Source organism: Paenibacillus senegalimassiliensis (genome assembly GCF_001486585.1).
In the GTDB taxonomy this organism is placed as follows: Bacteria; Bacillota; Bacilli; order Paenibacillales; family Paenibacillaceae; genus Fontibacillus; species Fontibacillus senegalimassiliensis.
On sequence record NZ_LN909041.1, the window covers coordinates 73,153 to 98,053 of the forward strand.

Annotated in this window: 25 protein-coding genes; 3 read left to right on the forward strand and 22 right to left on the reverse strand. The window is 51.1% G+C overall.

All coding sequences use genetic code 11. The features are described from left to right. Positions 1–30 precede the first annotated feature (30 nt). The 16 genes from BN3279_RS23295 to BN3279_RS02115 form a co-directional block, all read right to left on the reverse strand. Complete coding sequence (locus tag BN3279_RS23295; protein ID WP_082672884.1) at positions 31–1,032, reverse strand: MBL fold metallo-hydrolase; 1,002 nt, start codon at positions 1,030–1,032, stop codon at positions 31–33. Next, complete coding sequence (acpS, locus tag BN3279_RS02045) at positions 965–1,447, reverse strand: holo-ACP synthase (RefSeq protein ID WP_059048991.1); 483 nt, start codon at positions 1,445–1,447, stop codon at positions 965–967. The genes BN3279_RS23295 and acpS overlap by 68 nt, the downstream gene beginning before the upstream one ends. 1 nt (position 1,448) lies before the next feature. Beyond that, positions 1,449–1,922, reverse strand: a complete 474-nt coding sequence (locus BN3279_RS02050; protein WP_059048992.1) for a 3-hydroxyacyl-ACP dehydratase FabZ family protein — start codon at positions 1,920–1,922, stop codon at positions 1,449–1,451. 59 nt (positions 1,923–1,981) lie between these two features. Then, positions 1,982–2,794 (reverse strand): enoyl-CoA hydratase/isomerase family protein, encoded by an 813-nt coding sequence (locus tag BN3279_RS02055; RefSeq protein ID WP_059048993.1) that lies wholly within the window; start codon positions 2,792–2,794, stop codon positions 1,982–1,984. Continuing rightward, a complete protein-coding gene (locus BN3279_RS02060; protein WP_059048994.1) occupies positions 2,791–4,329 on the reverse strand; it encodes a phytoene desaturase family protein in 1,539 nt (512 codons plus the stop codon). The genes BN3279_RS02055 and BN3279_RS02060 overlap by 4 nt, the downstream gene beginning before the upstream one ends. A gap of 30 nt (positions 4,330–4,359) precedes the next feature. Further along, entirely contained in the window at positions 4,360–5,121 is a 762-nt protein-coding gene (locus tag BN3279_RS02065; protein ID WP_059048995.1) for a 2-oxo acid dehydrogenase subunit E2, read from the reverse strand. Between the two features lies 1 nt (position 5,122). After that, entirely contained in the window at positions 5,123–5,368 is a 246-nt protein-coding gene (locus tag BN3279_RS02070) for an acyl carrier protein (RefSeq protein WP_059048996.1), read from the reverse strand. Then, positions 5,365–7,269 carry an HAD-IIIC family phosphatase gene (locus BN3279_RS02075; protein ID WP_059048997.1) on the reverse strand — a complete coding sequence of 635 codons (1,905 nt, stop codon included), beginning with the start codon at positions 7,267–7,269 and terminating at the stop codon, positions 5,365–5,367. Before BN3279_RS02075 ends, BN3279_RS02070 begins: the two co-directional genes overlap by 4 nt. Further along, the gene (locus BN3279_RS02080; RefSeq protein ID WP_059048998.1) at positions 7,262–8,302 is read right to left on the reverse strand and encodes a beta-ketoacyl-[acyl-carrier-protein] synthase family protein; all 1,041 of its coding nucleotides are present in this window, start codon (positions 8,300–8,302) and stop codon (positions 7,262–7,264) included. Before BN3279_RS02080 ends, BN3279_RS02075 begins: the two co-directional genes overlap by 8 nt. Positions 8,303–8,334: 32 nt before the next feature. Beyond that, on the reverse strand, positions 8,335–9,072 hold the full coding sequence (locus tag BN3279_RS02085) for an SDR family oxidoreductase (protein WP_059048999.1): 738 nt from the start codon (positions 9,070–9,072) through the stop codon (positions 8,335–8,337). 11 nt (positions 9,073–9,083) lie between these two features. Beyond that, complete coding sequence (locus BN3279_RS02090) at positions 9,084–9,821, reverse strand: SDR family NAD(P)-dependent oxidoreductase (protein WP_059049000.1); 738 nt, start codon at positions 9,819–9,821, stop codon at positions 9,084–9,086. Continuing rightward, the gene (locus BN3279_RS02095) at positions 9,821–11,338 is read right to left on the reverse strand and encodes a phytoene desaturase family protein (RefSeq protein ID WP_059049001.1); all 1,518 of its coding nucleotides are present in this window, start codon (positions 11,336–11,338) and stop codon (positions 9,821–9,823) included. The genes BN3279_RS02090 and BN3279_RS02095 overlap by 1 nt, the downstream gene beginning before the upstream one ends. A gap of 80 nt (positions 11,339–11,418) precedes the next feature. After that, positions 11,419–11,709: a phosphopantetheine-binding protein gene (locus BN3279_RS02100; protein ID WP_059049002.1), complete on the reverse strand. Its 291-nt coding sequence runs from the start codon at positions 11,707–11,709 to the stop codon at positions 11,419–11,421. 24 nt (positions 11,710–11,733) lie between these two features. Beyond that, positions 11,734–14,088, reverse strand: a complete 2,355-nt coding sequence (locus BN3279_RS02105) for a beta-ketoacyl synthase N-terminal-like domain-containing protein (protein ID WP_059049003.1) — start codon at positions 14,086–14,088, stop codon at positions 11,734–11,736. A gap of 61 nt (positions 14,089–14,149) precedes the next feature. Further along, positions 14,150–14,506, reverse strand: a complete 357-nt coding sequence (locus BN3279_RS02110; protein ID WP_059049004.1) for a YrdB family protein — start codon at positions 14,504–14,506, stop codon at positions 14,150–14,152. 30 nt (positions 14,507–14,536) lie between these two features. Next, on the reverse strand, positions 14,537–15,772 hold the full coding sequence (locus BN3279_RS02115) for an FAD-dependent monooxygenase (RefSeq protein WP_059049005.1): 1,236 nt from the start codon (positions 15,770–15,772) through the stop codon (positions 14,537–14,539). 241 nt (positions 15,773–16,013) lie between these two features. Between BN3279_RS02115 and BN3279_RS02120 the strand changes: the two genes are divergently transcribed. After that, positions 16,014–17,354 carry a glycosyltransferase gene (locus BN3279_RS02120; protein ID WP_059049006.1) on the forward strand — a complete coding sequence of 447 codons (1,341 nt, stop codon included), beginning with the start codon at positions 16,014–16,016 and terminating at the stop codon, positions 17,352–17,354. Positions 17,355–17,432: 78 nt separating this feature from the next. Here the strand turns inward: BN3279_RS02120 and BN3279_RS02125 are convergent, their stop codons facing one another. From BN3279_RS02125 to BN3279_RS02145, 5 genes are all read right to left on the reverse strand, one after another. Continuing rightward, entirely contained in the window at positions 17,433–18,011 is a 579-nt protein-coding gene (locus tag BN3279_RS02125) for a TetR/AcrR family transcriptional regulator (protein WP_059049007.1), read from the reverse strand. Between the two features lie 19 nt (positions 18,012–18,030). Next, a complete protein-coding gene (locus BN3279_RS02130) occupies positions 18,031–18,753 on the reverse strand; it encodes an MBL fold metallo-hydrolase (protein WP_059049008.1) in 723 nt (240 codons plus the stop codon). A gap of 69 nt (positions 18,754–18,822) precedes the next feature. Further along, the gene (rfbB, locus tag BN3279_RS02135; protein WP_059049009.1) at positions 18,823–19,887 is read right to left on the reverse strand and encodes a dTDP-glucose 4,6-dehydratase; all 1,065 of its coding nucleotides are present in this window, start codon (positions 19,885–19,887) and stop codon (positions 18,823–18,825) included. Continuing rightward, complete coding sequence (gene rfbA, locus BN3279_RS02140; RefSeq protein WP_059049010.1) at positions 19,884–20,792, reverse strand: glucose-1-phosphate thymidylyltransferase RfbA; 909 nt, start codon at positions 20,790–20,792, stop codon at positions 19,884–19,886. Before rfbA ends, rfbB begins: the two co-directional genes overlap by 4 nt. Positions 20,793–20,805: 13 nt before the next feature. After that, positions 20,806–21,786 carry a dTDP-glucose 4,6-dehydratase gene (locus tag BN3279_RS02145; protein ID WP_059049011.1) on the reverse strand — a complete coding sequence of 327 codons (981 nt, stop codon included), beginning with the start codon at positions 21,784–21,786 and terminating at the stop codon, positions 20,806–20,808. Positions 21,787–21,971: 185 nt separating this feature from the next. On the opposite strand from BN3279_RS02145, the gene BN3279_RS02150 reads away from it, so the two are divergent. Next, on the forward strand, positions 21,972–22,673 hold the full coding sequence (locus BN3279_RS02150) for a hypothetical protein (RefSeq protein ID WP_059049012.1): 702 nt from the start codon (positions 21,972–21,974) through the stop codon (positions 22,671–22,673). A 44-nt stretch (positions 22,674–22,717) separates the two neighbouring features. Next, a complete protein-coding gene (locus tag BN3279_RS02155) occupies positions 22,718–24,268 on the forward strand; it encodes an MDR family MFS transporter (protein WP_059049013.1) in 1,551 nt (516 codons plus the stop codon). Positions 24,269–24,342: 74 nt separating this feature from the next. Here BN3279_RS02155 and hxlB read toward each other — a convergent pair whose 3' ends face one another. Next, positions 24,343–24,900, reverse strand: coding sequence for a 6-phospho-3-hexuloisomerase (gene hxlB, locus BN3279_RS02160; protein ID WP_059049014.1), 558 nt, complete (start codon positions 24,898–24,900; stop codon positions 24,343–24,345). Between the last annotated feature and the right edge of the window lies 1 nt (position 24,901).

The following is a 24,901-nucleotide window of genomic DNA, read 5'->3' on the forward strand; positions in this document are numbered from 1 at the left end:
GATTTTATGGTCCAGGACTTGCTGCTTCGTTTATACGTTACTATTACAGGAAGTAGTAACTTGATAGTGCCACACTGTCCCTATCTTCCGTTTGGTAACCTGGTGATGGGCTTCCAAATAATCCAGACACCCGATCAACTCCGACATGACCATGGAGAAATCATTAACGTACAGTTCCTTATAGCATGCCACGGCTATCTCCACAGGTACGGAGATGCCATTTGCTATAAATTGCTGAATCCGGTGAATACGCCGACGAATTCGTTGGAGTCGCAACCGGGCAAGTGCCGGAAGATCCGTGATAGGCTGTCCATGGCCGGGATAGGCTGTCATTCCACCCAGCTTCATACACTGTTCAAGCGAAGCCATGTATTGGACAAGCGTGCTCAGACGCTGTCCCATACGATTCGGTTCAATCATGGCATTGCTGGGCATGTGACGAATAAGCATATCTCCACTGAACAGGAGCCGTTGTCTGTAATCAATAAACATGGCATGATCCGGGGAATGGCCCGGCGTTTCCAGCACAGACAACCCCGCGATATAGTCCCCACTGTGAATTGGATGAAGATTGTCGCTTGCCAAAGCGCTTAACCTCCTTCGCCCCGCTACCCTCATTCCCTCCACTGTACTTCTTCCCAGCTCTCCACAGCCCATAGACTCGTAAAGCTCTTCAAAGAATGTCCATCTCATTGCCTGAAACTCCTGGTCCTTGTTCAAGCGATGGAAAGCTTCAGGATGGGCGTACACAGGAACTTTATCCTGGGATGTTATTCGACTAAGCAGCCCTATATGGTCTATGTGACTATGAGTCAGCACAATACAGGAAATATCGGAAACCGCAAAACCTAGACGATGAAGACCTTGAACCAGACCATCCCAACATGACTCTGTATTGACCCCTGCATCCACCAGAATTAACGAATTGCCTCTCTGGATCAGATGCAGGTTGATGGTACGCATATCATAAGGAGCGGGTATTTGTATCGAATGTACCGTGGAAAGCTCTTCCAGCAGCAAAGCCACGCGCATCACCCTTTCGAGCAAATGAGGTTATGGCATCCTCCATCTGTTCCAGAATCACTACTGCCGCTGCGGTATGCCGAGTATGCGTAATCGTGACATGTGAGCGTATCCGGGGTTGCCAGTTGCTCCAAATTTCCTGCAAGGAAGCAAGCTCCGGCTTCCCCGTACGACCGGCAATAATCTCAAGCTTATTAGGCATAATCTCTCCAGTTAACCCTGTTCCGAGGGCCTTGGAGGCCGCTTCCTTAGCAGCAACCCGCCCGGCAAGCCATTCAGCCTTGCGCCGTAGGGAGACGAATTGACGAAGCGCCTCCTGCTCACGTTCCGAGAGAACCATCTCCAGGAAGGAGTCCTCTTGCCTCAACAAAATATGCTTCATCCGATCAATCTCAACCAGGTCCAATCCGATTCCAATCATCATCTCACCCTAACCCTTCCGGCAAGAAGAAGGTTAATTCCCCCTTGCCCAGCTTGGCCCCGGTCTGTCCGTTAATGAGAACAGCCTTCGTCGTATGATAATGTCCCACGCGCTCCTTCATCTGCACTAGAATATGAAGACTATCCCCGGGTCTGCCCGGGTTATAGAAGCGGAAGTCCTGCGTACGTACCAGATAACCGATTCGAGGCTCTGTAATCTCCGAGCCTTCCAGCGCAATCGACAGAAGCATACTGGCTTGTGCGGCCATTTCAATCATCAGCACGCCCGGAACGATGGGTTCCCCTGGGAAATGCCCGGCAAAATAAGGCTCATTGTAAGCCAGATGCTTCACGCATTCCAATTCCTTGCCGTCAAAGCGAAGCACCCGGTCGATGAACAGAAACGGTGGGGCTTGCTTTAATATTTCTTGAGGTGTCTTCTCCAAGATATGAAGCTTCGGACTCTCTACAATATGCATTTCTCCCATGCCTCCCTGAAATTTATTTTGTACTTGCGGGCATTGCCGATTCTACGAGATCAAATGCCTACTTGCTTGAGACGTTGTGTAATTTCAGGATAGCGCAGGCAATCGGTTAGATAACGTTTCTCCTTCTCCAAATGCTCTTCCAGCGATGTATCAGCAGAGGTGTGCAACAGTTCCTTCATTCGCTCCACATTTCGGACCTCCCCGGTCAGAAAACGGCTGCACAAGGCATCAATACGTTCCAGCAGACCACTCCTCTTCTCAACCACCTCATGGAACAGGCCCCAATCAGCCACCTCTCTCGCCGTGAACAACCGGCCTGTTACTAGCAGGTCCATGCACCGGGACTGTCCGATGCACCGGGGCAAGAAATAACTTGCTCCCAGATCGGGCGTAAATCCCATATAATGAAAGTTCTCAATCAGCTTGGTCTTCTCCTCAGCCAACCGATAATCGCAGGCAAGCATGATATTTAACCCGCCGCCATAAGCACATCCGTGAATACCGGCTACGGTCAGCTTGGGCGAATGGTAAATTTCCATTACAATTTGGTTCAGTACGTCAACCACATCGCCAAGCAGAGCAGCGCCCTGGGGATGAAGAGATAATTCAGTCAGTCCAGCAAGAGAAGGACCGACGGAGAAGCAGGAACGCAGTGTTGAGAGGAACACGATAATGGCACACTTCGGATTTGCACTCGCTGCCCGAATGGCTTGCAGCAACTGAGTCGCCATCTCCTTTTCGAGACTATTCCGGGTAGCTGGATGATTAAGCTCAATATAGAAGATACTCCCCGCTATACGGGTCCGTACAATCTCGGAAGAGATATCGGAAGCATCCTCCAGCGGTTCTACCATTTGCTTCATATCCGTTCACCCGCCCCCGCCATAAGCTGGGAGACCTCAGCTCCTCCGCCAGACTCGTCCATAATCTTACGGAATAGCTTATAGCTGGAGAGCAAAGCGGAGACCACTCCACCGCCCGGGTCCGTCCAATGGCCGGACAGGTATAATCCACCGATGGCCGTTCCATGCTGCGGACGTGAAGTCATCTGCTTCATGTTCTGCTCCCAGCCGTACGTAGCCCCCTGGCTATTATTGGTGAAGCGTTCCATCGTAAGCGGGGTGCCCGATTCCACAAAGTCAAGATGCTCTCCCAGTCCGGGAATTGCCTTTTCTGCCATGCGGATAAGGGCCTCCTGGTACTTCGGCTTCTCCTCCTTCCAGTCTGCACCTACATCATAGGGCACCAGTGTAGTTAAGATGGCCGTATGTTTCCCCGCAGGAGCCAGCCCCGGGTCGGCTAAAGTAGGGCATGATATGGCCAGGCCTCCTAAGCCGCCCACGCCAGTCTGCTTCAGATGGCGATGCTTCTCATAAATCTGCGAATAATCATAATGATTGTAGATGAAGGTCTCATGCGCCAGTCCGTAATTCTCCAGTGGCAGGTCGGTTCCGATAAACACCTCAAATGCCGACATGGAGACCGTCATATCTGCCAGACGCTTCACATACCGGGAAGGGAAGTGCTCGGCGCCAACAAGATCGTGCACCATCTTCTTCAAGTCACCATTGCATACAACAATAGGTGCCTCCACAAATTCTCCGGTGCCCAATTCGACCCCCTTGACCTGCTTGTCTTCTACAACGATGCGCTTTACTTCATTCCTGAGACATACTTCGCCGCCACAATCCTGGATACGCTGGACAAAGGCATCCGCCAACTCCTGAAAGCTACCCTTCAGATAATAAATCTCTTCATTAAAATAGCTCATAATGGCGTAAGCGAAATACAGCGCACTCCCCAAGGTTGGCGGAGCCCCGTAATAGCTCCACAGCGCGGCAAATGTATACACCGCCTTCTCATCGGTCAAATGCTGGCGAATCAGCTCATCGAAGGTCATGTACCTGTATTTCATAATGGTCTGGTTAGACATGACATGGAAGGGGTCACGCGCATGCAGCAGTTCAATCGTGGCATGATAAATTTGCTGCATATCCTGAATCAGCGCCGCGAGCCCGGCCCGCTGCTGCGGGAAGAGTTGGCTGTAGGTTTCGAGAAGCCCCTGAGCCCCACGGGATACGGTAAAACGGTGCTCGGGATAAATCGCTGTAAATACATCTGGCAGTTGAACGAACGGCAGCTTATTGCCTAGTCCCGCCTTACAGAGAAGGTCATGAAGCAAGCCATGCTCGTTAGCTCCGGCGACGATTCGCACAGCAGCATCAAATGTATATTGACGTCTTCGGAAGGAATGCGCGTAACCTCCCGCATAATAATGACGCTCGGCGACAAGTACGGAATAGCCCTGCTGCGCCAAATAGGTGGCAGCTCCCAGGCCACCCATGCCTGCCCCAATGACAATAACATCATAACGGTCCTTCTTCGGTCGACGAGCCATTGCAGTTCACCTCTTCTCCTAGGTATATGTTTATTCGCTCATACACTCCACTTGCTGCTTGACCTTGCCAAGAATTTCGGCTGCAAGCGCGCCGTCAATCGCCCTATGATCAAAGACCAGACTCAGCTTCATCATGGGGCGAATGGTTATCTGTCCGTCAATCACCACAGGTCTCTGCTCTGCTGTTCCCATGCCGAAGCACAGTGTGTTGGAGATGATGGGATAGAAAGCCTGAACGGGCTGCTGGCCCAACGATGAAATGGCAAATGTCCCTTGCATCTGATTCCGCTTTGACAGATTGCCCATCGCCAGACGATACACCCACTGACCTAGCCAAACAGGCAAGGACTGCAGCAACCTCACCCCCCTGAGTTCCTGGAGCTCTTCCACCTCACTTTGGCTGAAATAATCGATCGTCCCCTGTATTTCGTCGACCTGCTTCTGATCCGACTCCGAGATGACGCCCGACATCACAATCTGCTCGCCATTCACTCGCTTGTTAATCATGAATTTGGCAGTAATCTCAGGGAAGACAGCCAGTTTGGGCTGAATCCCCCCCTTCAACGAGACATTAGCCCTCGGATAATCACGAAGCACCTTGGAAATCCCCTCAATCAGGAAAGCAACATATCCTATCCGCTGCCCTCGCTCCTTCCACTTCTCCTTACGCTCCAGCAACTGGCTTATATCTACCTCCGTGTCCAGCGCTACAGCCTTAAACTGAGAAGCATACATCAGGTAATGATAGGTGTGCCTTCTCAGTCCGGGGAGCGGAACAATTTGGGCTTTCATTTCACCCGGCCTCATGGATGGCTTCCCCGTTCGCACCGGTCAGCAAGTCTCTCAGGCTCTTCGCCTTCATGACCTGTTCTACCTGAAGCCTGACGCCCAGCTCTGATTCCAAATGCAGCATCAACCGCACCGCATTCACAGAATCCCAATCCTCAAGCTCCTCCAGCAAGGTATCCTCTTGCAATTCCTCTGCCTCCAAATCCATCACTTCGGCGACAACCTGCTTCAACGCAGCCAGTTCAATCATGGATGGACCGCCTCCTTCTCTGTCTTCATCTGAATCCAGGGTACTGCTTGTGGAATTACATCAAGGTGATGAACATAACGCTGCAACGGTCGATCAGAATCGGGCTGTGGCTGGGTAGGTACAAAGCCGTGCTGTACGTAGAAATCCTTCACGATTACATTCTTGGCGGTCGGGATATAGTCGCCGTACACTTGCTTGACCCCTGCTTCCTTGGCCTGCCCCAGCACATAACGCAGAACAGCGGTCTCAATCTGCCGAGAGAAGACACGGCAACTCATCATAAAATTATCTATCCTCCAGCTATCTGGCGATTTCTCAAGGACAACACAGCCAATCAATCCGTAATCGCCAAAGCGATCCTGCGACTGAAAGCCAAATACCCAATACGCATCGTTCTCTTGCAGTGCAGCTACCTCCGACTCCTGCAACCGACGGGTGGTCATATTAAATTGATTGGTCCGCAGGGTAAGTTGCGCAAGCCGTGGCAAATTGAAGGAATCGGCCGGCAGCAGGTTCACCTGCAAATCCAAAGAATGCAAATAATCTTCGATTCCCTGGCTGGACTCCTTCAACAACTCACGCTCCGCTTCTTTCCGATATTGATCGGTTCGCTTCCTGTCGGAAGCGGTCAGCTTCACGGTGTTAAACCAACCGCTAGACAACAGCGTCTCTTCATAATAGGAGGGGTCTTTATCCAGTTCAGGGACAATTACCATAGGCAGCGCTTCTCTGATCTGATTACGCTCGAACGGGTTATCATCCACAAATACGAGACTATCCAGCCCCACGTTTAACGCTTTGGCGATGAACCGGATATTCTCTGACTTCGGCTCCCAGTTAGCACGAATAAGTGTAATATCATCCAGGGTAAGCTGCATCGCCGGGTGCTGCTCGAACATCTGCCTAACGACGGCCTCTTCATTTTTGCTGCATATCGTAAGAAGAACTCCCTGATTCTTCAATTGCTTCAACCGCTTCTGGAAAAGAACGAAGGCCTTGCCAGGCGCATCATTTCCCAACTGTACACCATCCACGCCATCATCTCCGACGATACCGCCCCAGAGGGTATTGTCTAAATCAAGCACCAGCACTTTTTTGGTCATACCCACGTAGTTTCTGGCGATCTTTGCTGCTTCCGCAGCGAATCCGAACAATACCTCAGAGGTAAAATAAAAGCTGCCATATACAGCCAGTCGGGCATCTTGAAGCTTGGTAGTCTCATGCTCCTGAAGCAATACTTCCGTATCCAGGGTAATAACCTGACTCCACGTATCCGACAACTGGAGAAGACCCATATTGAAGGCACGCCAGATTTGGCTAAGCCTGGCCTTCGTCTTGTAATCAATCTTGGTATTGTACAGGTTAGGGGACATTGGAATGGTATGAAGGGCGATGAGTCCCGTAGCCTGTTGATGGTATATCTCCATAAGCTGCCCGAGTTGCTTCAGCTTCCGCTGACAAGCCTCCTCCAGGTCCTCGATTTCCCAATCTTTCGGCAACTCATCAAGTACGATATGCTCGTCCAGCAAGCATATCGTAAGTTGTGGGGAATGCTGATAGAGGCCGCTATTCGCGTGAATCAGCTCATAGACGTACTGGTTAAATCCGGCCAGATAAGTATAGGGCCAGATTCCCTCACACAATAGCAACGGACGAAGCATTAAGGGGAAGGACTCTACGGTGAAATTACTCAGCACAGCTAACCTAAGGGGCTGGACAGAACCCTCCCCGGAGGATTGCCAGGCTTCCGCAGACACACTCTTCAACGAATAACCTACCTTCTCCGTGAACACAGAATCATAATGCATTCGTATCGCTTGCACGATAAGGTCGCGGTTCTCACCCAGTGTCCCTTCCTTCCTCCAACGACGGATTTGCGGCAATACCTCCTGCTCATCCATAAGCCACGTCCTCTCTGACGAGAGCCATGCCCGTCTTGATCCACTTCGAGGACTCAATAGCGATGCAGACCGCCCTCTCCCCTGGCTTCATCTGCTCCATCAACCGTTCAAGCTGCAGGTACGGCAGGGCATTGCCGTTATTCCCCGTTTCCGCTACACAGCTAATGGATTTGGCCGCATCCAGACCCAGCGATTCTTCAATCCGTCTGGTCATATGACCGCCCAATTGCGGAGGTAGATAGTGCTCCACCTCATCCAGCGGACAATTCAGCTCATTCAGCAGTTCCTCCAGCATCTCCTTAGCCATCACGGGAACATCCTGCTCAATGGCCTTATAATCTTCCTTCGCCGACTGAATTTTCTTTCCGTCGCCTGAGCTCTGCTGGGTCCCGAACCAATTCATCATTTGGCCGGGAGCCCGATCCAATCCCTCAAATCGGTTAACGATGTAGGAAATGCCGATCCCGGAGCGCTTCGGGTCATTGGTCAAAATTGCCGCCCCGGCTCCGTCGCCGAACAAAGCCAAATTGATGAGTTCCGAGGAACGCATCTTCTTGAAGTCACGCTGGAAATCCATATATTTGTTGCATACATCCCCGCCAATAACCAGGCCCGTGGTGAAGCTGCCCGTACCCAGGAACCGGTACGCGACCTCCAGACCCTGAATAGCCCCGGAGCAGCCGGATTGAATCTCATAGGTGGGAATCCGGTTCATTCCCAGCCGGTCTGCTACCAAATTTACCGTCGCTGGCATCAAATGATCCGGCGTGGCCGTAGACATGACGATAAAGTCAATATCCTTCGGCGTTAAGCCAGCCTGCTCCATGGCTCTCTGCGCCGCTGTGGAAGCCAAGTCACTCAGCTCATACTTCACGTTCTTCTCATCCAGATCAACAGCGAAGTAACGTGTCTTGGTCCCGATCATAAAATCGATCCAATCTTCTCTCAGGGCAAATACCTCTTCCATCTTCGAATTCGTTACGGCTTCGCCCGGCAATGAAGTTCCCACTCCTATAAGCTTTACGGATTGCACAGGATTCCCCTCCTTTGTCCTTTGATCACATACTACAAATTGGTTTCGATGCCGATGCCAATCTCCAGATTCTGTCCACCTACCAGACTTCCCGGGGCTTGAATAAGGTACTCCAGCATGCCCAGCATATCCTCCAGCGGCTTCAGTACCGGCTTCAGTCCGAAAATTTCCAGCTTACGCTGCATTTCCTTCTTCCCGGCTCGATCCCATCCGACATCGTGATAACCAAAGCTCATGACGTTCACGTCAATGCGGAATACACTGCACTCCCGGGAGAGACATTTCATCATGGAAATTTTCCCGTGATTAACGACCGGCGAGCTTGGGTAACCGTCATAATAGAGCGTGTCATACCTGATGGGGAAGATAATCTTCCCGCTCTTCTTCTTGACCATGTGCTGCACTGCCGCCTGGTTCCACAGGAAGATCTCTTCGAAAACAGCAGAAATCTGGTGGCCAAAGTCTTCCGGCCTGTCCATCATCATCTGTTCCTCATCCAGCATCTCATCTCCATGGATCATCACGTCGAGGCCATCCAGCCAGTGTATGCCCTCTTCCATCATCGCCTGAAGGCTCTCCGGCTTAGTTGGATCTCCCTGCAAAATATACAGCCTGGCGGCCACTTCCTCCTCCAACTCCCTGCGATAGGCAGCGGCCTGCTCTGTCTCGGCTATATGAAGTACAACCCTGTGGCCACCAGCCAGCATCCGGGAAGCGATCGCCTGGTTAAAGGCATAGCCACCCTGCGTAATCAATATCCCCTTGTTCAAGCTGCTTCCCCCTATCGAATAAAGCCTCCGTCTACCTTCAAGACGCTGCCGGACATATAGTCAGACATATCCCCCGACAAGAAGAGGACTGAATCGGCAACCTCCCGCGAAGTGCCTAGCCGTTTCAAATTGGTATGCAACAGGAAGTTCTCCAGCTTCTCCTCAGGAACATGCCCGATCATCTCTGTGTCGATCATTCCCGGGGCCACGGCATTGATATGTATACCCTTCTGCGAATATTGCCGCGCCAGCATGCGCGTAAGTCCGATAACGGCCCCCTTGGAGGCGCCATAGTTGGATTGCGCTTCTCTCCCCAGCACCCCGGTTACCGAGATGACATTGACGATCTTGCCGCTCCCCTGCCGCTCCATATGAACAAGCGCTTCCCGAGAACAGTTATAGGTCCCCTCAAAGTTAGTCTGGAAGACCCGATTCCACTCCTGCACACTCATCTGCGAGGTGAAATTATCCGAAGTGATGCCTGCATTATTCACCAGAACATCTACCGTTCCGTGGATAGAAACGACTTGCTGCAGCGTATCGCGGACAAATTCAGGGTCCGTAACCGACCCTTGCGCGAACATAATCTCCGTTCCTCTTGCCCGCCATTCCTCCTGAATGGCCTCCGCACGCTCTCGGCTGCTGGCATAAATGCCAACCACCTTGGCTCCTTGTTCGGCGAAGCGGTACAGAATCGACTTCCCGATTCCCCGCGTTGCGCCTGTAATGAGCACCACCCGATCCTTCATCAATGCTGTATCACCGCCTCTTTATTCCTAAGGATTTGCTTGGCTAGATTATAGCCGCTCCAGATCACTCCGCTGTATCCTCCGCCGGGCCGGGTCCAGGCTCCTGCCAAATAAAGACCCTTGATTGGCGTGGTCTGGGGGAGTCTCCGGTGCAGGCTTTGCTCCACCGATTGCTGGGCTCCGTATATCGCTCCCTGCCAGTTCCCCGTATAGGAATGATTGGTAAGTGGAGTGGATAATTCCACAAAATCAATGTGCTGGCGTATATTCGGATAAAGGCGCTCCAATCGGCCAAGCAGCACCTCGGTTACCGCTGTTTTTTTCGCTAAATAAGCCTGCTTGTCCAGACCGCTCCAGCCATCGATCGGATTGAGAATAAATAAAGACAAAGTGGTCTTGCCACTCATCTGATATTCCGAATTCAAATTTTCATAGATTGTAATGCTAAAGGGCATCTGATCATACCGCTCCTTGAGCATATCCTCATAAGCTTGTTCCAGGTCGAAATATTCATTGACGAAAATTTCATGGTTCTTCTCGCCATATACCTTCTGAAAATCAATATCCAGCAATAGATAAGCCTGAACGCAGCCCAAGCTGGGCTTCAAGGCTTCCAGCTTCCTGACATATTTGCGGGGAAGCCGCTCGTATCCGATGAGCCTACCAAAGGTCTCACGCGGATCGGCATTGGAAATGACAAATTCCGTTGGGAAATATCCCTTCTTCGTGCGTACACCCCGAACTGCGCCATCCTCCACTTCGATCTGCGTCACTTCTTGCCGCAAGAGCACCTCCCCGCCGTGATCCTTGATGATCTGCACTAAGGCGTTGGAGATCTGCTGTGAGCGCCCCTTGGGGTAATAGCCGCCAAACAGCATGTACTCCGTCCAGGCATAGGCATAATATGCAGCAGAAATCTGCGAAGGCGGAAGTCCATAATATTGCCACTGCTGCCCAATAATGGATTGAAGCTCCGGCGACTTAATATATTCATCCAGCATTTGCTTCAACGACAAATTGCTGCAAGCAAACAGAGTCGGAGCATCGCTGAATATATCGCTGTCCTCTCCCCGGTTGGCTTTGTTCATCATCAGCAGCATTTCCTGGCGAAGCCGAATGAATTGGGCAAATAATTCCCTGATTCCTTCCTGCTCCTCTGGATAGCGGGCAATCAGGGTTTGCTCGTAAGCCTCATACGACCTGGCCTGGATATCCATTCCCGGGAGCAACGCGCGGTACAGACTGTCAGCACGAAGAAATTCAACGTGATCCAGCACGCCAAGTTCGGACAGAACTTCCCGCAAAGCCCCACCTTCGCCCAAGTCACCCATCAAGTGAAGAGACACTTCAAACTCTGCCCGCAGGGACATCTCCCGTGTCTTGCGATGGAACGAGGTCGCATAGCCGCCTGCCATGAAATGGCGCTCCAGTACACGCACCTTATTTCCATGCTTCGCCAGCAATGCTGCACTGGCCAAACCTCCCAGCCCAGCACCAATCACCGTAACGTCCTTCATAAGCGGCTACACCTCCAGTCCTCTTCTCTTTTAATCACCAGCGAGCAGTCCGGAAGACTGCCCGCTGACGCTCCTCATCTCTATTCCAGAACGGCTTCTCCGGCAAGCTGATTGTGAACGAATTGGGACAAGGTCTCTACAGAGTAGAAATGCTCCTTGATGGCGCCTTGATCCATACCTTGCAATTTGACGCCGAATTCCGCTTCAATGCCGGCTACAACATCCAGAGCCTCCACGGAATCGAGTCCAAGACCTTCACCAAACAAGGGGAGCTCATCTCCGATTTCTTCCGCCGTGATGTCTTCCAACTCCAAACGATCAATCAAAATGCTTTCCTTGATAATTCCTTTGATTTCCTCCACGCTCTTCATGCTCATCTCTCCCATTCTTATTATTTATGATGAATGTGTGTAACCGTTGGTTATGACGGCAGCCGTATAGTTGCCGTTAATTGAGGAACTGATCACCAGGCCGCAGCTTCCTTGAGGCTTCTGGGCCAGAGTAGAGGTTGCCGCTACTTCCTGCCCGTATACTGGAGCAAGCCGACTTGATTGCATAATGTTGGCCGCCGCCATCAAATGAAGCAGGGAGCCTGCCGATTCGCAATATCCCAAGCGATCATTCAGGCTAAGGAGAGGAACGCTTCCCTTAGGGAACAGTTCCAATAATGGCTGCACATCCTGGCTTTGCTCCTTCGGCTCGAATCTGCCGTCTATCAGAATAAATTCAATGTCTGAAGGCTTCACATCAGCCCGCTGCAAGGCGGCCTGGGCCACTTCGCGCAATGCCTGGGGCTCGTCCTCTACCTTTTCCTGTCCGCTAAAGACCGTCCCGAAGCCCTTCAATTCCGCGTAAATGTCTCTTCCCTCCAGCTTGGCTTGCTCAAGGTCCATCAGCACCAGAAAGGCACTGCCTTCACCTATTTCATAGTCGATGTCCGCCAGCCCCAAAGCCGCGTCTACCTGAGTGGAAAGCAGGGAATGTTCATCACCCGCGCCAACCAGCACGTGCGTCTGAATACCGGCCCGGACCGTCTCGTAAGCGTAGAGAGCACTCATCATGCCATCGTTACCCCCGGTGCTCATGGAGGTGCCATACCCTTTGACTCCGAGCTTCTTCGCTATTTTGCCGGCGGTGGAATTGAGCACCATATCGGGGAAATAAACCCCGCTGGCATGCTCAGGCCCCTTCTCGAAAATAGCTGACAAATATTTATAGGCGCTATCCAGACTGCCTCTGGAGGTGCCGTAGAACAAGCCCACGTCCGTGGAATGCTGCTCCGCAGCCGACAGCTTGGCATCTTGAAGCGCCAGATGGGCGGCTCCGATGCTATATTGCGACAGAGCGTTCATTCTTCGCTCGTACAGCTCTTTGTTATATTCCTTCAAGGAGAAGAGAGGAACTTCCGATGAGACGGTCTCCTTATTTTCCTGCCAGAAATCGATCATTCCGGCCCCATGACCGTACCGGCTCACACTTCCTTGTCCGACAATGGCAACACGTTTGGCTGGTGCCAGCTCTTCCGCCTCCACCGTACGTTCTCCAGCAGCCCAGTTGTAAGAAACGATTGAGCAATTGTGGCCGCCAAAAGCCGAGTTATTGCAAAGGAAGTAGGCAACATGATGGGCCTGCATTTCGTTTGCAATCAGGTTCGCTGCATCGATTCCTTCTCTAGGAGTCTCAAAATGGAGGGTCGCAGGCAATAACCCTTCGCGAAGTGCCAGAAGTGTGGTGGCGTACTCGATAGCCGCAGCCGCGCCCAGATTATGCCCGAAATAGGCTTTGCTTGAACTGTATAGCACCTTGCGGAATGCCTCTTCTCCAAATAATTGCCGCAGTCCGTAAAGCTCCGCCGAGTCATTGGCTTTCGTTCCTGTACCATGCGTGTTGATATAATCAATTTGCTCCTTGGCAATCCCCGCATTCTTGATGGCAAAATCAACAGCCACCTGAATTCCTCGTCCCTCAGGCTCGGGGGCCGTCTCATGATAGGCATCGCTGCTTAGGCCATATCCGCAAATTTCAGCATATATTGTAGCCTTGCGCTGTTTTGCACGCTCCAGTGTTTCCAAAATGACAAAAGCCGCGCCTTCGCCCAAGCTCAAGCCGAATTTGTCGTTATAAGGCGAGCAAGGTGAAGAATTTAGCGCCTGAAGCACGTTAAAGCCCGAATACACCGAGGAGGACATCGAGTCCGAGCCTCCAGCCAGCATGACATCTGCATACTGATTGCGAATCATGTCAAAGGCATAGCCAATCGCGTTACCACTGGCGGCGCATGCCGTATTAATCGTATTCACCGGGCCGTGAAGCCCTAAATGCTTGGCAATATTGTCACCTTGCTGGAAGAAGGGATATCTCGCTGTCCGCTCCAGGTCCAATTCCTTGACCGTACCTTGCTCTTCGAGAGAATTAATCCCGCCGTTGCAGCTTCCGAAGGCTACGCCAAAGCGGTTCAATGAATAATCCCCGCTAGAGATTCCGCTCTCCTCCAGCGCTTCCTTAGCTGCAATAATGCCAAATTGGCTGCAATAATCGTATCTTCGCTGCTCTTCGTCTGTAAAATAAAGATCCGGGTGATAATCTGTCACTTCTGCACCGATTCGGCTGATGAACTTATCCGTGGGGAACCGCGTAATCTGTCCGATTCCCGTCTCATTACGTTTCATTCTGGAGATGACCTGCTCTTTATTGGTCCCAAGCGAACAAATAATACCTATCCCTGTGACAACGACTCGGTTCTTCCCCAATTGAACTCCTCCCAAATTGTATATTGGGCATGTATGAAGCCGGACTTGCTATCTATACCGGTTACTTGATTAATCGCTCTCCCAGCAAATAAATCAGAGCATGATGCACAATAGAAATGATCGCCAGGGACCAGCCTAATGAGCGATAACCAACGGAATACCAGGCGTAGGCAGCGAGAAAGGTAAGCAGTAGCTCTTGAACCAGACGGTAGGGCTCCGGGTTGGATACGACATAACGAAAGTCAAACCAGCCCCAGAAGCCGAAGATTACTACGGGTGCGGCAATGCTTAGTACCGTCTTCTGCCAAGCCTGGCTTCCGGTCAGATAGCCCCACTGGGCCAGTGCGACAACCAGTCCCAGCTCCATAAGCCCTCTTAAAGATAAATTGAACCATTTAAGAATAGTCAGCATGAGCATGTTCGTCCCAAACTCCTTTATGCTTGCAGGTTAACCGCCATGGCTCGCCTGCACGGGCTCTGCACTGAAAATGCCGAAGGCCAATTTCATGGCAAGCTGGACCTTCATCGGGGATTGATCCAGCGTCGACATCTTGATTCGTCTCTCAATCATCCCTTCTTCTGTGGCAGCCATCAGCCCCTTCTCCTGATCGGCCTGGAAGGCTTGTACAAAATTCACCAATTCCCGCCGACTTTCTTCAAAAGCAGCGAATGCGCTCTTCGGAATAATTGCCTTCGGATGAGCTTGCAGATAATTCGCAATGACCGTAGCCAGAACATAGGCATCCTGAATGGCCAAATTAACGCCTTGACCGAGGATTGGTGATACCGTATGGGCCGAGTCTCCGATGAGCACAAGACCATCCCGGGACCATTGCGGCACATTGGCCGTGAAGATGTCCAGGAGTACGGTATCCTTCCAGCTCCGGATATGTTGCTGAACGATTCCATCCAGCAGGGGCTCCAATTTGCAAACTTGATCGTGAAATGTCTCGATAGGTTCTTGCTTGACCTTCTGGTATTGTCCCTTGGCAATGTTGATGCCAACTCGTAATTGGTCTGGGTAGGTAGGCAAAATGATGAGGTGATGTTGACCGTTGACTTTGATACGTGTGTGAAGTTCCCAGTCGCTCGGGCGAGGAACGCGGAACCAAACGGCATCCCGGCTGAAGGTTTGAATATCGGCCTGAATTCCCGCCATTTCCCTGATTTTTGTATATCGGCCGCTAGCATCAACTACTACTGAAGCCGAGACGGTGATGCTCTCGCCAGAGGCATCTCGATATACAACGCCAGTGATTTGCTCTTGTTCTTCAACCAATCCTGTGCAGGCGGCTCCCATACGCAAGCTGAAATTCGGCAGCGTTTGAGCCTTGTCCAGAATGGCGCCAATCAGTATCGGCTGCGGTAAGTCAATAATGAATTTGTGCTTGGCCTGAAAGTCGTGGAAGTTCACAGAGAAAATTCTCTGATCTTCATCAAACATAGATAACCCTTCAATTTGTAAAAAGCCCTGCTGCCTGAGTCCATCCAGAATGCCCAATTCATCAAGAATTGCCACCGATCCCTGTGAAATGGATTCACCGCGAAATTCCCGTTGGAAAGCCTGGTTCCGTTCAAGCACCAGCACATTCAATGGACTTTGCTGTGCCAATAAAAGCCCCAGCATGGCCCCGGCAGGCCCGCCTCCAACAATGCATACATCCGTTTGAATAGATTCACTCATACACATTCTCCTAATCTAATTAGTATAAGTTCTAACATAAATACGTTGACTGCATCGTCAAAAGCTATATAATCTAACATATATGAAAATCTTACTAATGTTAAAATTATACTTGTTGCCCAAATTTGTCAATACACTCCTAGGTAAAAACAGATAATGTTTTTTGTTAATTCAGATTAGTTCAACAGATAACATCATGAGTTAACTCTGCATATTATCCCCTATAAAGGAGGTTGAAGCATTGGCACGTTATCTTATTGCCGTATGGCCTGCGGACGGACATGTGAATCCCGTCATTCCCATTGCGAGGAAGTTGGTTCAGCGTGGACACGAGGTAGTTTGGTATTGCAGCAACTTGTTTCAGGAGAAAATTGAACGTACGGGGGCGACCTTTGTCCCATTTACTCACTTGATTAACTTTAGTGCTTCGACACTACATGAGCATTTTCCAAAATACATGGAGTTACAAGGGCTTCGGAAATTCAAATGGGGCGTACGCAACATTATTGCAGGCACTATGGAGGGCTTCGACCGAGATTTAGCGGACATCCGTCAGCAATTTGAACCCGATGTCCTCGTCATCTGCCCAACCTTTACAGGCATTCTACCTCTGCGCAGACGAGGAGACACAATCAAGACCGTATGCATCGGGATGTTGCCTTTATCAATCACGGGTAAGGATACCGCCCCTTTCGGGCTGGGCATCCCTCCTGTAGACACACCGCTTGGGCGCTTTCGTAACCAATTGTTAAATTTCCTCGTTCAGAAGGTGGTATTCCGCCATGAACAGCAACATTTCAACGGAATTCTCAATCGGTTGGGCTTGCCCAAGCTGGAACATTGGGTCTTTGATGCCGTCGTCCATTACTCGGATTTATATTTGCAAGGCACTTGCCCATCCTTTGAATACCCGAACCGCAATTTCCCGGCAAATATCCGTTTTGTTGGCCCGTTCAATCTCACCACCACTCCTACAGACTACGAGCTCCCCTCCTGGTGGAATGAACTAGAGACAGCCAAGAAGGTCGTCTTGGTGACCCAAGGTACACTTGCCAATACCGATTTCAGTCAATTGCTGCTACCCACCATTCAGGCGCTTGCGAACCAGGACGTCCTGGTGATTGCCACAACGGGTCACAAACCGCTTCCTCCGCTGCCTTTTGCCTTGCCAGACAACGTCCGCATTGAGCCGTTCATCCCCTACTCGTTACTAATGCCTCATCTGGATTTGATGGTGACCAATGCAGGATACGGCGGAGTCCATTATGCCATTGCCTATGGCGTTCCCCTGATGGTCTGGGGCAAATCGGAGGATAAGAGCGAAGTTAGCGCGCGTGTGGAATGGTCGGGGATCGGAATCAACCTCAAGACTAATAAGGTTACCCCGGAACATATTTCCGCAGGGGCAAGGCGGATTTTTGGCGATTCACGATATAAGGAGCAGGTTACTCGTATGCAGCAGGAAGCGGCCACCTATGATGCTTACGCCTTATCCGTTCAATATTTGGAGAAGATAGCCCCAAGCCCCTCAGCTTCTTCAGCCAGTGAGCAAGCCCCCGCCGAGGTATTCAGCATGGTATAAATAAAGAAATATCCAAGTAACAAAAAGGCTGACAACGGGTATCCCGTTATCAGCCTTAGGTTTTATGGAGCCACTCATTTATTGCCCCTGGGGAAAGCGCACATGCAGTCCTGCCAGGAAGGTCTCCAGCATCTCGTTAAAGCTCTCGTCCAGGTCAAGAGGCAACCCGAACCCGCCGCGGTGCTCCAGTGAAGCAAACCCGTGAAGGAAGCTGCGGAACGCGCGCGCCATATGAATGGTATGCGATTCCTCCAGCCGATAGGCTCGAAGAACCTGGGTCACAAGCTCTACAATCTCCTGGCCTGCCTGATTGAGTTCTGCGTCATCATCAACAGATATGAAGAGCGTCATCTCATAGAGGCCGGGATGCGATCTGGCAAATACGATATAGGCTTTCGCCATCTCGCGAAGCGCGTCGTCTCCGGCCCGCCCGATAGCCGCCCGCATCAACTCAGAGCATAGCTGCTTGAGTCCATAAATTGATAGCTGGCGCTTAATATCCTGCAAGCCATCCACATGATTATAGAGCGACGGGGATCTGATCTCCAGCTTCTGGGCCAGGGAAGCCAAGGTAAGCTCCTCAACGCCCTTCTCATCAATAATGTCCGTTGCTGCCTGTAAAATATGATTGAGTTTAATGCTATTCCTAGCTGCCATTGAAACTGCTCCTTCTCTACTAATGCTGGACCAAAGAGGGGGCCGCCTCCGCCTCCATAATCGCCCGCCTGATTGCATCGATCGGCTGCTCAAGCATAGGCCCATGACCTACGGCGAGCAGGGCCGGTTGAAGTTCGATTAATTTCCTCGCACTTTCAATAGCTTCCGTCTTGCACCAGGTTGCCAAGGCGGGGAAGGGGAACCAGGGCTTAACCTTGCCCGATACCGCTATCCCCCCGCGAGTCTGGAAGGCATCTCCAGCTATGAGTATACGGTTGCGGGTGTCCAGAAAGGCCATGGAACCAGGGGTATGCCCCGGAACTGCAATCGCCAACAGCGAGCCTACATGGTCCCCATCCTGCAAGAGCACATCTGCCCTTGTCTTTACCTTGGTTGGAACGCTGCCACGAATAGGCGTATTGGGCTCTTCCGGCAGCAAGGATAAGTCTCCCTCAAGCAGAAGGGCATCCCTCCGGGAAATATAGACAGGCACATCTGGTAGCGCTTCCTTTAGAAGATCCAGCCCGCCTACATGGTCCAGGTGAGCGTGTGTGAGCACAATCCGGGTTATGGGTTGGCCAAGCCGTTCGGCAGTCTGAAGTATGCCCTTAGCACTAAAGGACATCCCCGTATCTATTAAGGTCAATCCATCTTGCTCTTCGACCAAATAACAGTTCACAGGAAAAACATTGGGTAGAAACGCTAATTGGGATACGGTGTTTACCGTAACCAGTTTACTCATAGGAATCACCTCACTTCTAATCCTATTGTAATTAATATTAATAGCTATTTCAATTACCTGGAAAGTGTTTTAACTATTGTGATTCAATTTTTCGCTATACCATTCAATTGTGCCCCGTAACCCCTCTGCAAAAGGAATTCGCGCCTGCCAACCCAACTCATCATAAAGTTTGGATGAATCTATGGCATACCGCCAATCATGCCCAGGGCGATCATCTGTGAAGTGAATCAGTTCGGCAAAGCTGGATAACCCGGCCTGGTTCAACGTAGCCGCTTCAAGCTCGTCAAGGATCGAGCAGATGCGCTTCACCAGTTCCAGGTTGCTCCACTCATTATCTGATCCGATATTATAGGTTTCTCCACTTGTACCTTGCCGGAATACAAGCTCAATGGCCTCGGCATGATCCTGAACATGGAGCCAATCCCGCACATTTTGCCCGGTACCGTAGATGGGAATAGGCTCACGCGCTAGCGCAGAGCGAATGACAGTTGGAATAAGCTTCTCCGCATGTTGTCCGGGTCCGTAATTGTTCGAGCAATTTGTGATTACGGTATTAAGGCCGTAGGTACGGTTATAGCTGGATACGAGCAAGTCGGAGCCGGCTTTGCTTGCACTATAGGGACTGTTCGGAGCATATTTGCTTTCCTCTGTGAATTTGCCTGTCGGGCCTAAAGCACCATATACTTCATCCGTAGAGATATGGTGGAACCGGCACTCGGCATGACCGGGCTTCGGTTGCCCTGGAGACTCCATCCAATGGGATAAGGCAGCATTCAGCAGCGTTTGCGTTCCGAGAACATTCGTCCAGACAAAAACCTCCGGGTTGGCGATGGAATTGTCGACATGAGACTCAGCCGCAAAATGGATGACTCCTCGAATATCATGCTCTCTAAATAGATGCTCGACAAGCTCCTTGTTCTCGATCGAGCCCTTAACAAACCTGTAATTGCTATACTGTGCGGCTGCCCGATTGGTGTCCGTAGAGGCAGCATAAGTCATTTTATCCAGGTTGACGATCTTGCGTTCAGGATTACGAGCCAAAATGTGCATTAGAAAATGAGAGCCAATAAAGCCGCAGCCCCCCGTAATCAGAAGCGCTCCCCGCTCCTCTTGGTGTGCCTCGATCGCCGTCATGCCAGGTGCACCTCCAAGCTCCGCCCTTGGCTAGAACCTTGGTGAATATCCGCAATATCCATCAGATACTGTCCATATTCGTTCTTAAGGGATGAAGCGGTTCTTACAAGTTGTTCGCGATCAATATAGCCAAGATGATATGCAATTTCTTCGATGCAAGCGATCTTGAAGCCTTGACGCTTCTCTAGTGTCTCTATAAATTGAGACGCCTGCATAAGTGAGTCATGGGTACCGGCATCCAGCCAGGCAAATCCCCGGCCCAGCAGTTCGACATGAAGGCGACCTTGTGTCAGATACGCCTGGTTCACGTCCGTGATTTCCAACTCGCCGCGTGCCGAAGGCTTGATGGATTTTGCCACGTCCACTACATGATGATCATAGAAATACAGACCGGTAACGGCATAATTGGACTTGGGGTACCGGGGCTTCTCTTCAATAGATACGATTTGACGCGAAGCATCAAAGTCAACAACCGCAAACCTCGACGGGTCCTTCACCTGATAGCCGAAGACGGTAGCTCCCATCTGCTTCTCCACCGCCTGACGCAGGATCGCCGTAAAGCCCTGCCCAAAAAAGATGTTGTCTCCCAGAATCAGGGCTACATCCTCTTGGCCGATAAATGATTCTCCTATCAGGAAGGCTTCAGCCAGCCCTCTCGGATGATCCTGCACAGCATAAGAGAAGTTCATCCCCAGCCGGCTGCCATCCCCAAATAAAGCTTGATAGCGGGGCGTATCCTGGGCGGTTCCTATAATCAGAATGTCCCTTATGCCTGAGAGCATTAAGACAGACAACGGATAATAAATCATAGGCTTATCATAAATAGGCAATAAATGCTTGGTCACGGATATGGTTAACGGATATAGTCTGGAACCCAGCCCACCTGCCAAAATAATTCCTTTCATTCCTTTCCCTCCTTCATCGAATGGCTGCCAGGCCTTGATCAGATAACCACCAGTGCCCATGATTTCTATACCAGTCCACCGTTTCACCAAGGCCATCCTTCAAGGAATAGCGAGGCTCCCAGCCTGTATCTTCAAGCATTCTATCGCAGCATAAGGAATAGCGGTGGAAGTTGCCTGGGCGGTCCGGCACGCTGTTCACCAAGGACCAGGGACGTTCCGTCAGCTCCAATATATGCTCGATGATCTCACGGGTCGTCGAAGTCTGATTGCCGGATATGTTGTAGATTTGGCCCGCCTTCCCCCGATGAATGACCGCATCCAAGGCAGTGCAGTGGTCCTGTACATGCAACCAATCCCTCATAAAGTTGCCATCTCCATACATTGGAATGGTTCGATTGCATAGCGCTTGTGTAATGACGAGCGGCACCAGCTTCTCCGTCGTTTGGAAGGGGCCATAATTGTTGGAGCATCGCGTAATCAAGGTCTCCATACCGAAGGTATGATGGTAGGAGGCCACCAGCAGATCACAAGCCGCCTTACTGGCGGCGTAGGGATTAACCGGTGAGATCAGGGCGGATTCATCCATCCGGCTCCCTTCCCCAACCGGTCCATAAACCTCGGCCGATGAGATTTGAACCAGCCGGGTTACCTCGAACTGGCGGCTCATATCCAGTACCATCTGGGTAATCATCAGATTGGCGCGAATGAGTTCACCAGGGGAGGACAAGCTCTGATCTACGTGGGTCTGTCCGGCCAAATTAATGACCACATCCACGCCATGACTAAAAGCCTCGCGCAATTCTTCTTCATTCTCCACAGTTCCGTTCACATAGACATAGTTGGGGTTGTCAGCAAAGGCCTCCGTACTCTTGGCCCGGATGCCATTACGTCCTGGCGACAGATTAATCAGCGTGTAATCCGGATACTTCTCCAATAGATAACGCGTCAGATTTGTTCCGATAAAACCGGAACCTCCCGTTAACAAAATCCTCATCGTCCACCTCTTCATTCAGATTATTAAATGAAGTTAGCTATAATTTTTGAGTTTATATTATGCTAATTATATTAGTTTGTCAAATAATAATAATTAATTTATAATTACAAAAATAGTTTGCAAACTAACGTAATTAGTTTTAAAATATAGCTATATTCCACCAATTATTAGAAAGAGGGTTGTCCATGACGAGTCAATTAATGAATCGTATGAATGAGAAGAAGTTGATGGCAGCATCTTATCCATCGCCTAGTGCCTTGGGAAGTTTGACTAGTGCTTCCCTGATCGGCTCCGGCCTTCTCTTTGTTCTTTATCCTGCACTTCGCCCCTTCTCCAATGAGGCCACTCTGGGAGGAGCTGCCGCGTTTGCCTCGGTCGAATGGGTGGTCTCCCACTCCCTGGCCATCGTAGCATTCATTTTATTTACATTAGGGCTACTTGGCTTGTTCCTTACTTTAAGACAAACCCCTGTCGTCCATCTGGCATTCAATGGCTTGGTCTTGAGTTGGCTGGGCGTCGGGCTTACACTGCCTTTCTACGGGGCAGAGGTCTTTGGTCTGTACGCTGTGGGCCAGGAAGCTCTTCGCCTGAATAACGAGAATCTGCTCCCGATTACGGAAGATATTCGCTCCGGCTTTGGGCTTATTCTTATCATGATCGGGCTTGTGCTATTGGCTATCGGTTGCATCCTGGTTGCCATTGCTGTCTGGAAATCCCGTATTCTGTCCAAGTGGAGCGGCATTCCAATTGCAGCAGCCTTTCTGCTCTATCTTCCGCAGTATGCCTGGTCGCAACCCCTTCGTGTTGGACACGGCTTCCTCATTACCATCGGCTGCGTGTGGCTCGGCATTAGCGTCTGGAAGCAGGCAGTAGCCCGTAAGGATTGAGGTAAGGGGCTATCTTATCAACGAATAAGGTGAGTGAACGAAAGATGGAACAAACAAAAAGAAAACACACCGGCATCGTGCTAGCTGCCCTGCTGCTGGGAATTCTGATGTCGGCGATGGACAATACCATTATTACGACGGCAACAGCGACCATCGTCGGAGATATCGGTGGACTCGACCGCTTTGTGTGGGTATCGTCAGCCTATATGATCTCGGAGATGGCTGGCATGCCCATCTTCGGCAAGCTATCTGATATGTATGGCCGTAAGAGGTTCTTTCTCTTCGGCATCATCGTGTTCATTATTGGCTCAGTCCTGTGCGGCACAGCTCAAACCATGGATCAGCTCATCCTCTATCGCATTATTCAAGGCATAAGCGGGGGAGCGCTCATTCCGATTGCCTTTACGATTATGTATGATCTTGTGCCACTGGAAGAACGGGGCAAATTGGGGGGGATGTTCGGAGCTGTATTTGGATTAGCCAGCATCCTGGGTCCTTTGCTCGGCGCCTTTATTACTGAATATTTGAATTGGCACTGGATATTCTTCATTAATCTGCCTTTGGGAATAGCTGCTCTGGCTGGCGTGGCGTTCTTCTATCATGAAGCTGCCGTCGTATCCAAACAACGTATTGATTGGGCCGGAGCGATTTCTCTGGTTAGTAGTGTAGTTTCCTTAATGCTTGCGCTTGAGCTTGGGGGAAAGACATATGCTTGGGGATCGGCCATAGTATTATCCCTGTTTGCGTTGTCCGTGATTTCGCTCCTGATCTTTATCATCGCAGAGCTAAGGGCGGCCGAACCGATTATTTCTTTCCGGATGTTCACCAATCGTCTGTACGCTACCAGCAATGCAATTGCTACCTTTGGAGGCGCCGCCTTCATCACCGCCTCCGTATTTATCCCGATCTATATTCAGGGTGTTCAGTACGGAACCGCCGTGAACTCTGGCCTGGTGCTGCTTCCGATGATGCTCAGCACGGTGGTGTCGTCCACCATCGGCGGTTTTCTCATGAACAAATTCAGCTACCGGTCCATTATGATTCCAGCCACGGTCATCTTCGCTGCAGGCTTCTACCTGCTTAGTACGATTACCCCCGGCTCTGGACAGCTCTTCGTTACGATATCCCTCGTCATCGCCGGACTTGGAATCGGCTTCTCCTTCCCGGTGTTGGGGAATGCATCTATCCACCCTTTCCCGGCAAATCAGCGGGGAACGGCCAGTTCAACCTTGACCTTCATGCGCTCTTTGGGGATGGCTGTAGGGGTCACTATCTTTGGAATCATTCAAAACCATCTGTTCGTCAAGCATATTCCTACTGATGTATCCACCGGTTCAGTGGGCGAAGAAGCTGTGGCCTCGCAGCTTCTGTCCGGTGATGCCCATATTCTGCTGGAGGCCTCCTCGCGAGAGCAGATTCCACAAGGAATGCTACAAGCCATTAGCGGCGCTTTGTCTTCTTCCGTGGCCCTGACCTTTGCCTGGGCATTGGTTCCCGCCGCACTTACGATTGTCTTCTCCCTGGCTATGAGCAAGGAGAAGCTTCTAGCTCAGCCCTCGGCCAAGACAGGAGCCTCTGTAACTTCGGTATCCTGAAGCCGAAGCGTAATATATAAAATAGCACGAGAGGATGGCGATTCCATCCTTCTCGTGCTTTTTGACCTCGCCTTCTATTCCAGGTTCGCGTGCCTTCCATACATCGTAGCCGTATTGTCTTGTCTTAGCTCCATCAGCCGTAACACCACGGCATCGCCGAAGAGGAGCAACGTCTGCTCGAACAAGGCACCCATTGGCTGGATAGTTGGGTAGGGCTGACCTGCCCGGTCCTTGACCGAGCCCGGTAACTTGACCGTCAGCACAGATAGACGGCCGATCGTTGACTCTGGCGTGAGAGTGACCAGAACAACCGCCCCGCCCAGGGCTGCGGCCTTCTCCGCCACCGGAACAAGACTGCGCGTCTCGCCAGAACCGGAACCGATAATGAGCACGTCCTCCGGTCCCATACCCGGCGTAACCGTCTCTCCAACGACATATGCTCGGAGTCCAAGCTGGGCCAGTCGCATGGCAAATGCCCGCATCATCAGACCGGACCGTCCCGCCCCGGCAACGAAAATTTGTCCCGCCTGCAGTATCCGTTCCACAAGCTTTGCGGTCTCATTTTCGGGGATACCTTTCACTGCTTGCGTAAGCTCCCCTGATATAGTGGCTGAGTATTGGCTTGTCAGCATA

Excerpts from the sequence above, each read along its gene's own strand:
- BN3279_RS02090 (WP_059049000.1), bottom strand. The coding sequence starts at position 9,821 with ATGAAGGATCGGGTGGTGCTCATTACAGGCGCAACGCGGGGAATCGGG.
- BN3279_RS02065 (WP_059048995.1), bottom strand. The coding sequence starts at position 5,121 with ATGAAAGCCCAAATTGTTCCGCTCCCCGGACTGAGAAGGCACACCTAT.
- BN3279_RS02070 (WP_059048996.1), bottom strand. The coding sequence starts at position 5,368 with ATGATTGAACTGGCTGCGTTGAAGCAGGTTGTCGCCGAAGTGATGGAT.
- BN3279_RS02055 (WP_059048993.1), bottom strand. The coding sequence starts at position 2,794 with ATGAAGCAAATGGTAGAACCGCTGGAGGATGCTTCCGATATCTCTTCC.
- BN3279_RS02145 (WP_059049011.1), bottom strand. The coding sequence starts at position 21,786 with ATGAGGATTTTGTTAACGGGAGGTTCCGGTTTTATCGGAACAAATCTG.
- BN3279_RS02075 (WP_059048997.1), bottom strand. The coding sequence starts at position 7,269 with ATGGATGAGCAGGAGGTATTGCCGCAAATCCGTCGTTGGAGGAAGGAA.
- BN3279_RS02110 (WP_059049004.1), bottom strand. The coding sequence starts at position 14,506 with ATGCTCATGCTGACTATTCTTAAATGGTTCAATTTATCTTTAAGAGGG.
- hxlB (WP_059049014.1), bottom strand. The coding sequence starts at position 24,900 with ATGCTGACAAGCCAATACTCAGCCACTATATCAGGGGAGCTTACGCAA.
- BN3279_RS02150 (WP_059049012.1), top strand. The coding sequence starts at position 21,972 with ATGACGAGTCAATTAATGAATCGTATGAATGAGAAGAAGTTGATGGCA.
- BN3279_RS02130 (WP_059049008.1), bottom strand. The coding sequence starts at position 18,753 with ATGAGTAAACTGGTTACGGTAAACACCGTATCCCAATTAGCGTTTCTA.
- BN3279_RS02100 (WP_059049002.1), bottom strand. The coding sequence starts at position 11,709 with ATGAAGAGCGTGGAGGAAATCAAAGGAATTATCAAGGAAAGCATTTTG.
- rfbB (WP_059049009.1), bottom strand. The coding sequence starts at position 19,887 with ATGACGGCGATCGAGGCACACCAAGAGGAGCGGGGAGCGCTTCTGATT.
- BN3279_RS02095 (WP_059049001.1), bottom strand. The coding sequence starts at position 11,338 with ATGAAGGACGTTACGGTGATTGGTGCTGGGCTGGGAGGTTTGGCCAGT.
- acpS (WP_059048991.1), bottom strand. The coding sequence starts at position 1,447 with ATGATGATTGGAATCGGATTGGACCTGGTTGAGATTGATCGGATGAAG.
- BN3279_RS02050 (WP_059048992.1), bottom strand. The coding sequence starts at position 1,922 with ATGCATATTGTAGAGAGTCCGAAGCTTCATATCTTGGAGAAGACACCT.
- rfbA (WP_059049010.1), bottom strand. The coding sequence starts at position 20,792 with ATGAAAGGAATTATTTTGGCAGGTGGGCTGGGTTCCAGACTATATCCG.
- BN3279_RS02115 (WP_059049005.1), bottom strand. The coding sequence starts at position 15,772 with ATGAGTGAATCTATTCAAACGGATGTATGCATTGTTGGAGGCGGGCCT.
- BN3279_RS23295 (WP_082672884.1), bottom strand. The coding sequence starts at position 1,032 with ATGCGCGTGGCTTTGCTGCTGGAAGAGCTTTCCACGGTACATTCGATA.
- BN3279_RS02155 (WP_059049013.1), top strand. The coding sequence starts at position 22,718 with ATGGAACAAACAAAAAGAAAACACACCGGCATCGTGCTAGCTGCCCTG.
- BN3279_RS02125 (WP_059049007.1), bottom strand. The coding sequence starts at position 18,011 with ATGGCAGCTAGGAATAGCATTAAACTCAATCATATTTTACAGGCAGCA.
- BN3279_RS02060 (WP_059048994.1), bottom strand. The coding sequence starts at position 4,329 with ATGGCTCGTCGACCGAAGAAGGACCGTTATGATGTTATTGTCATTGGG.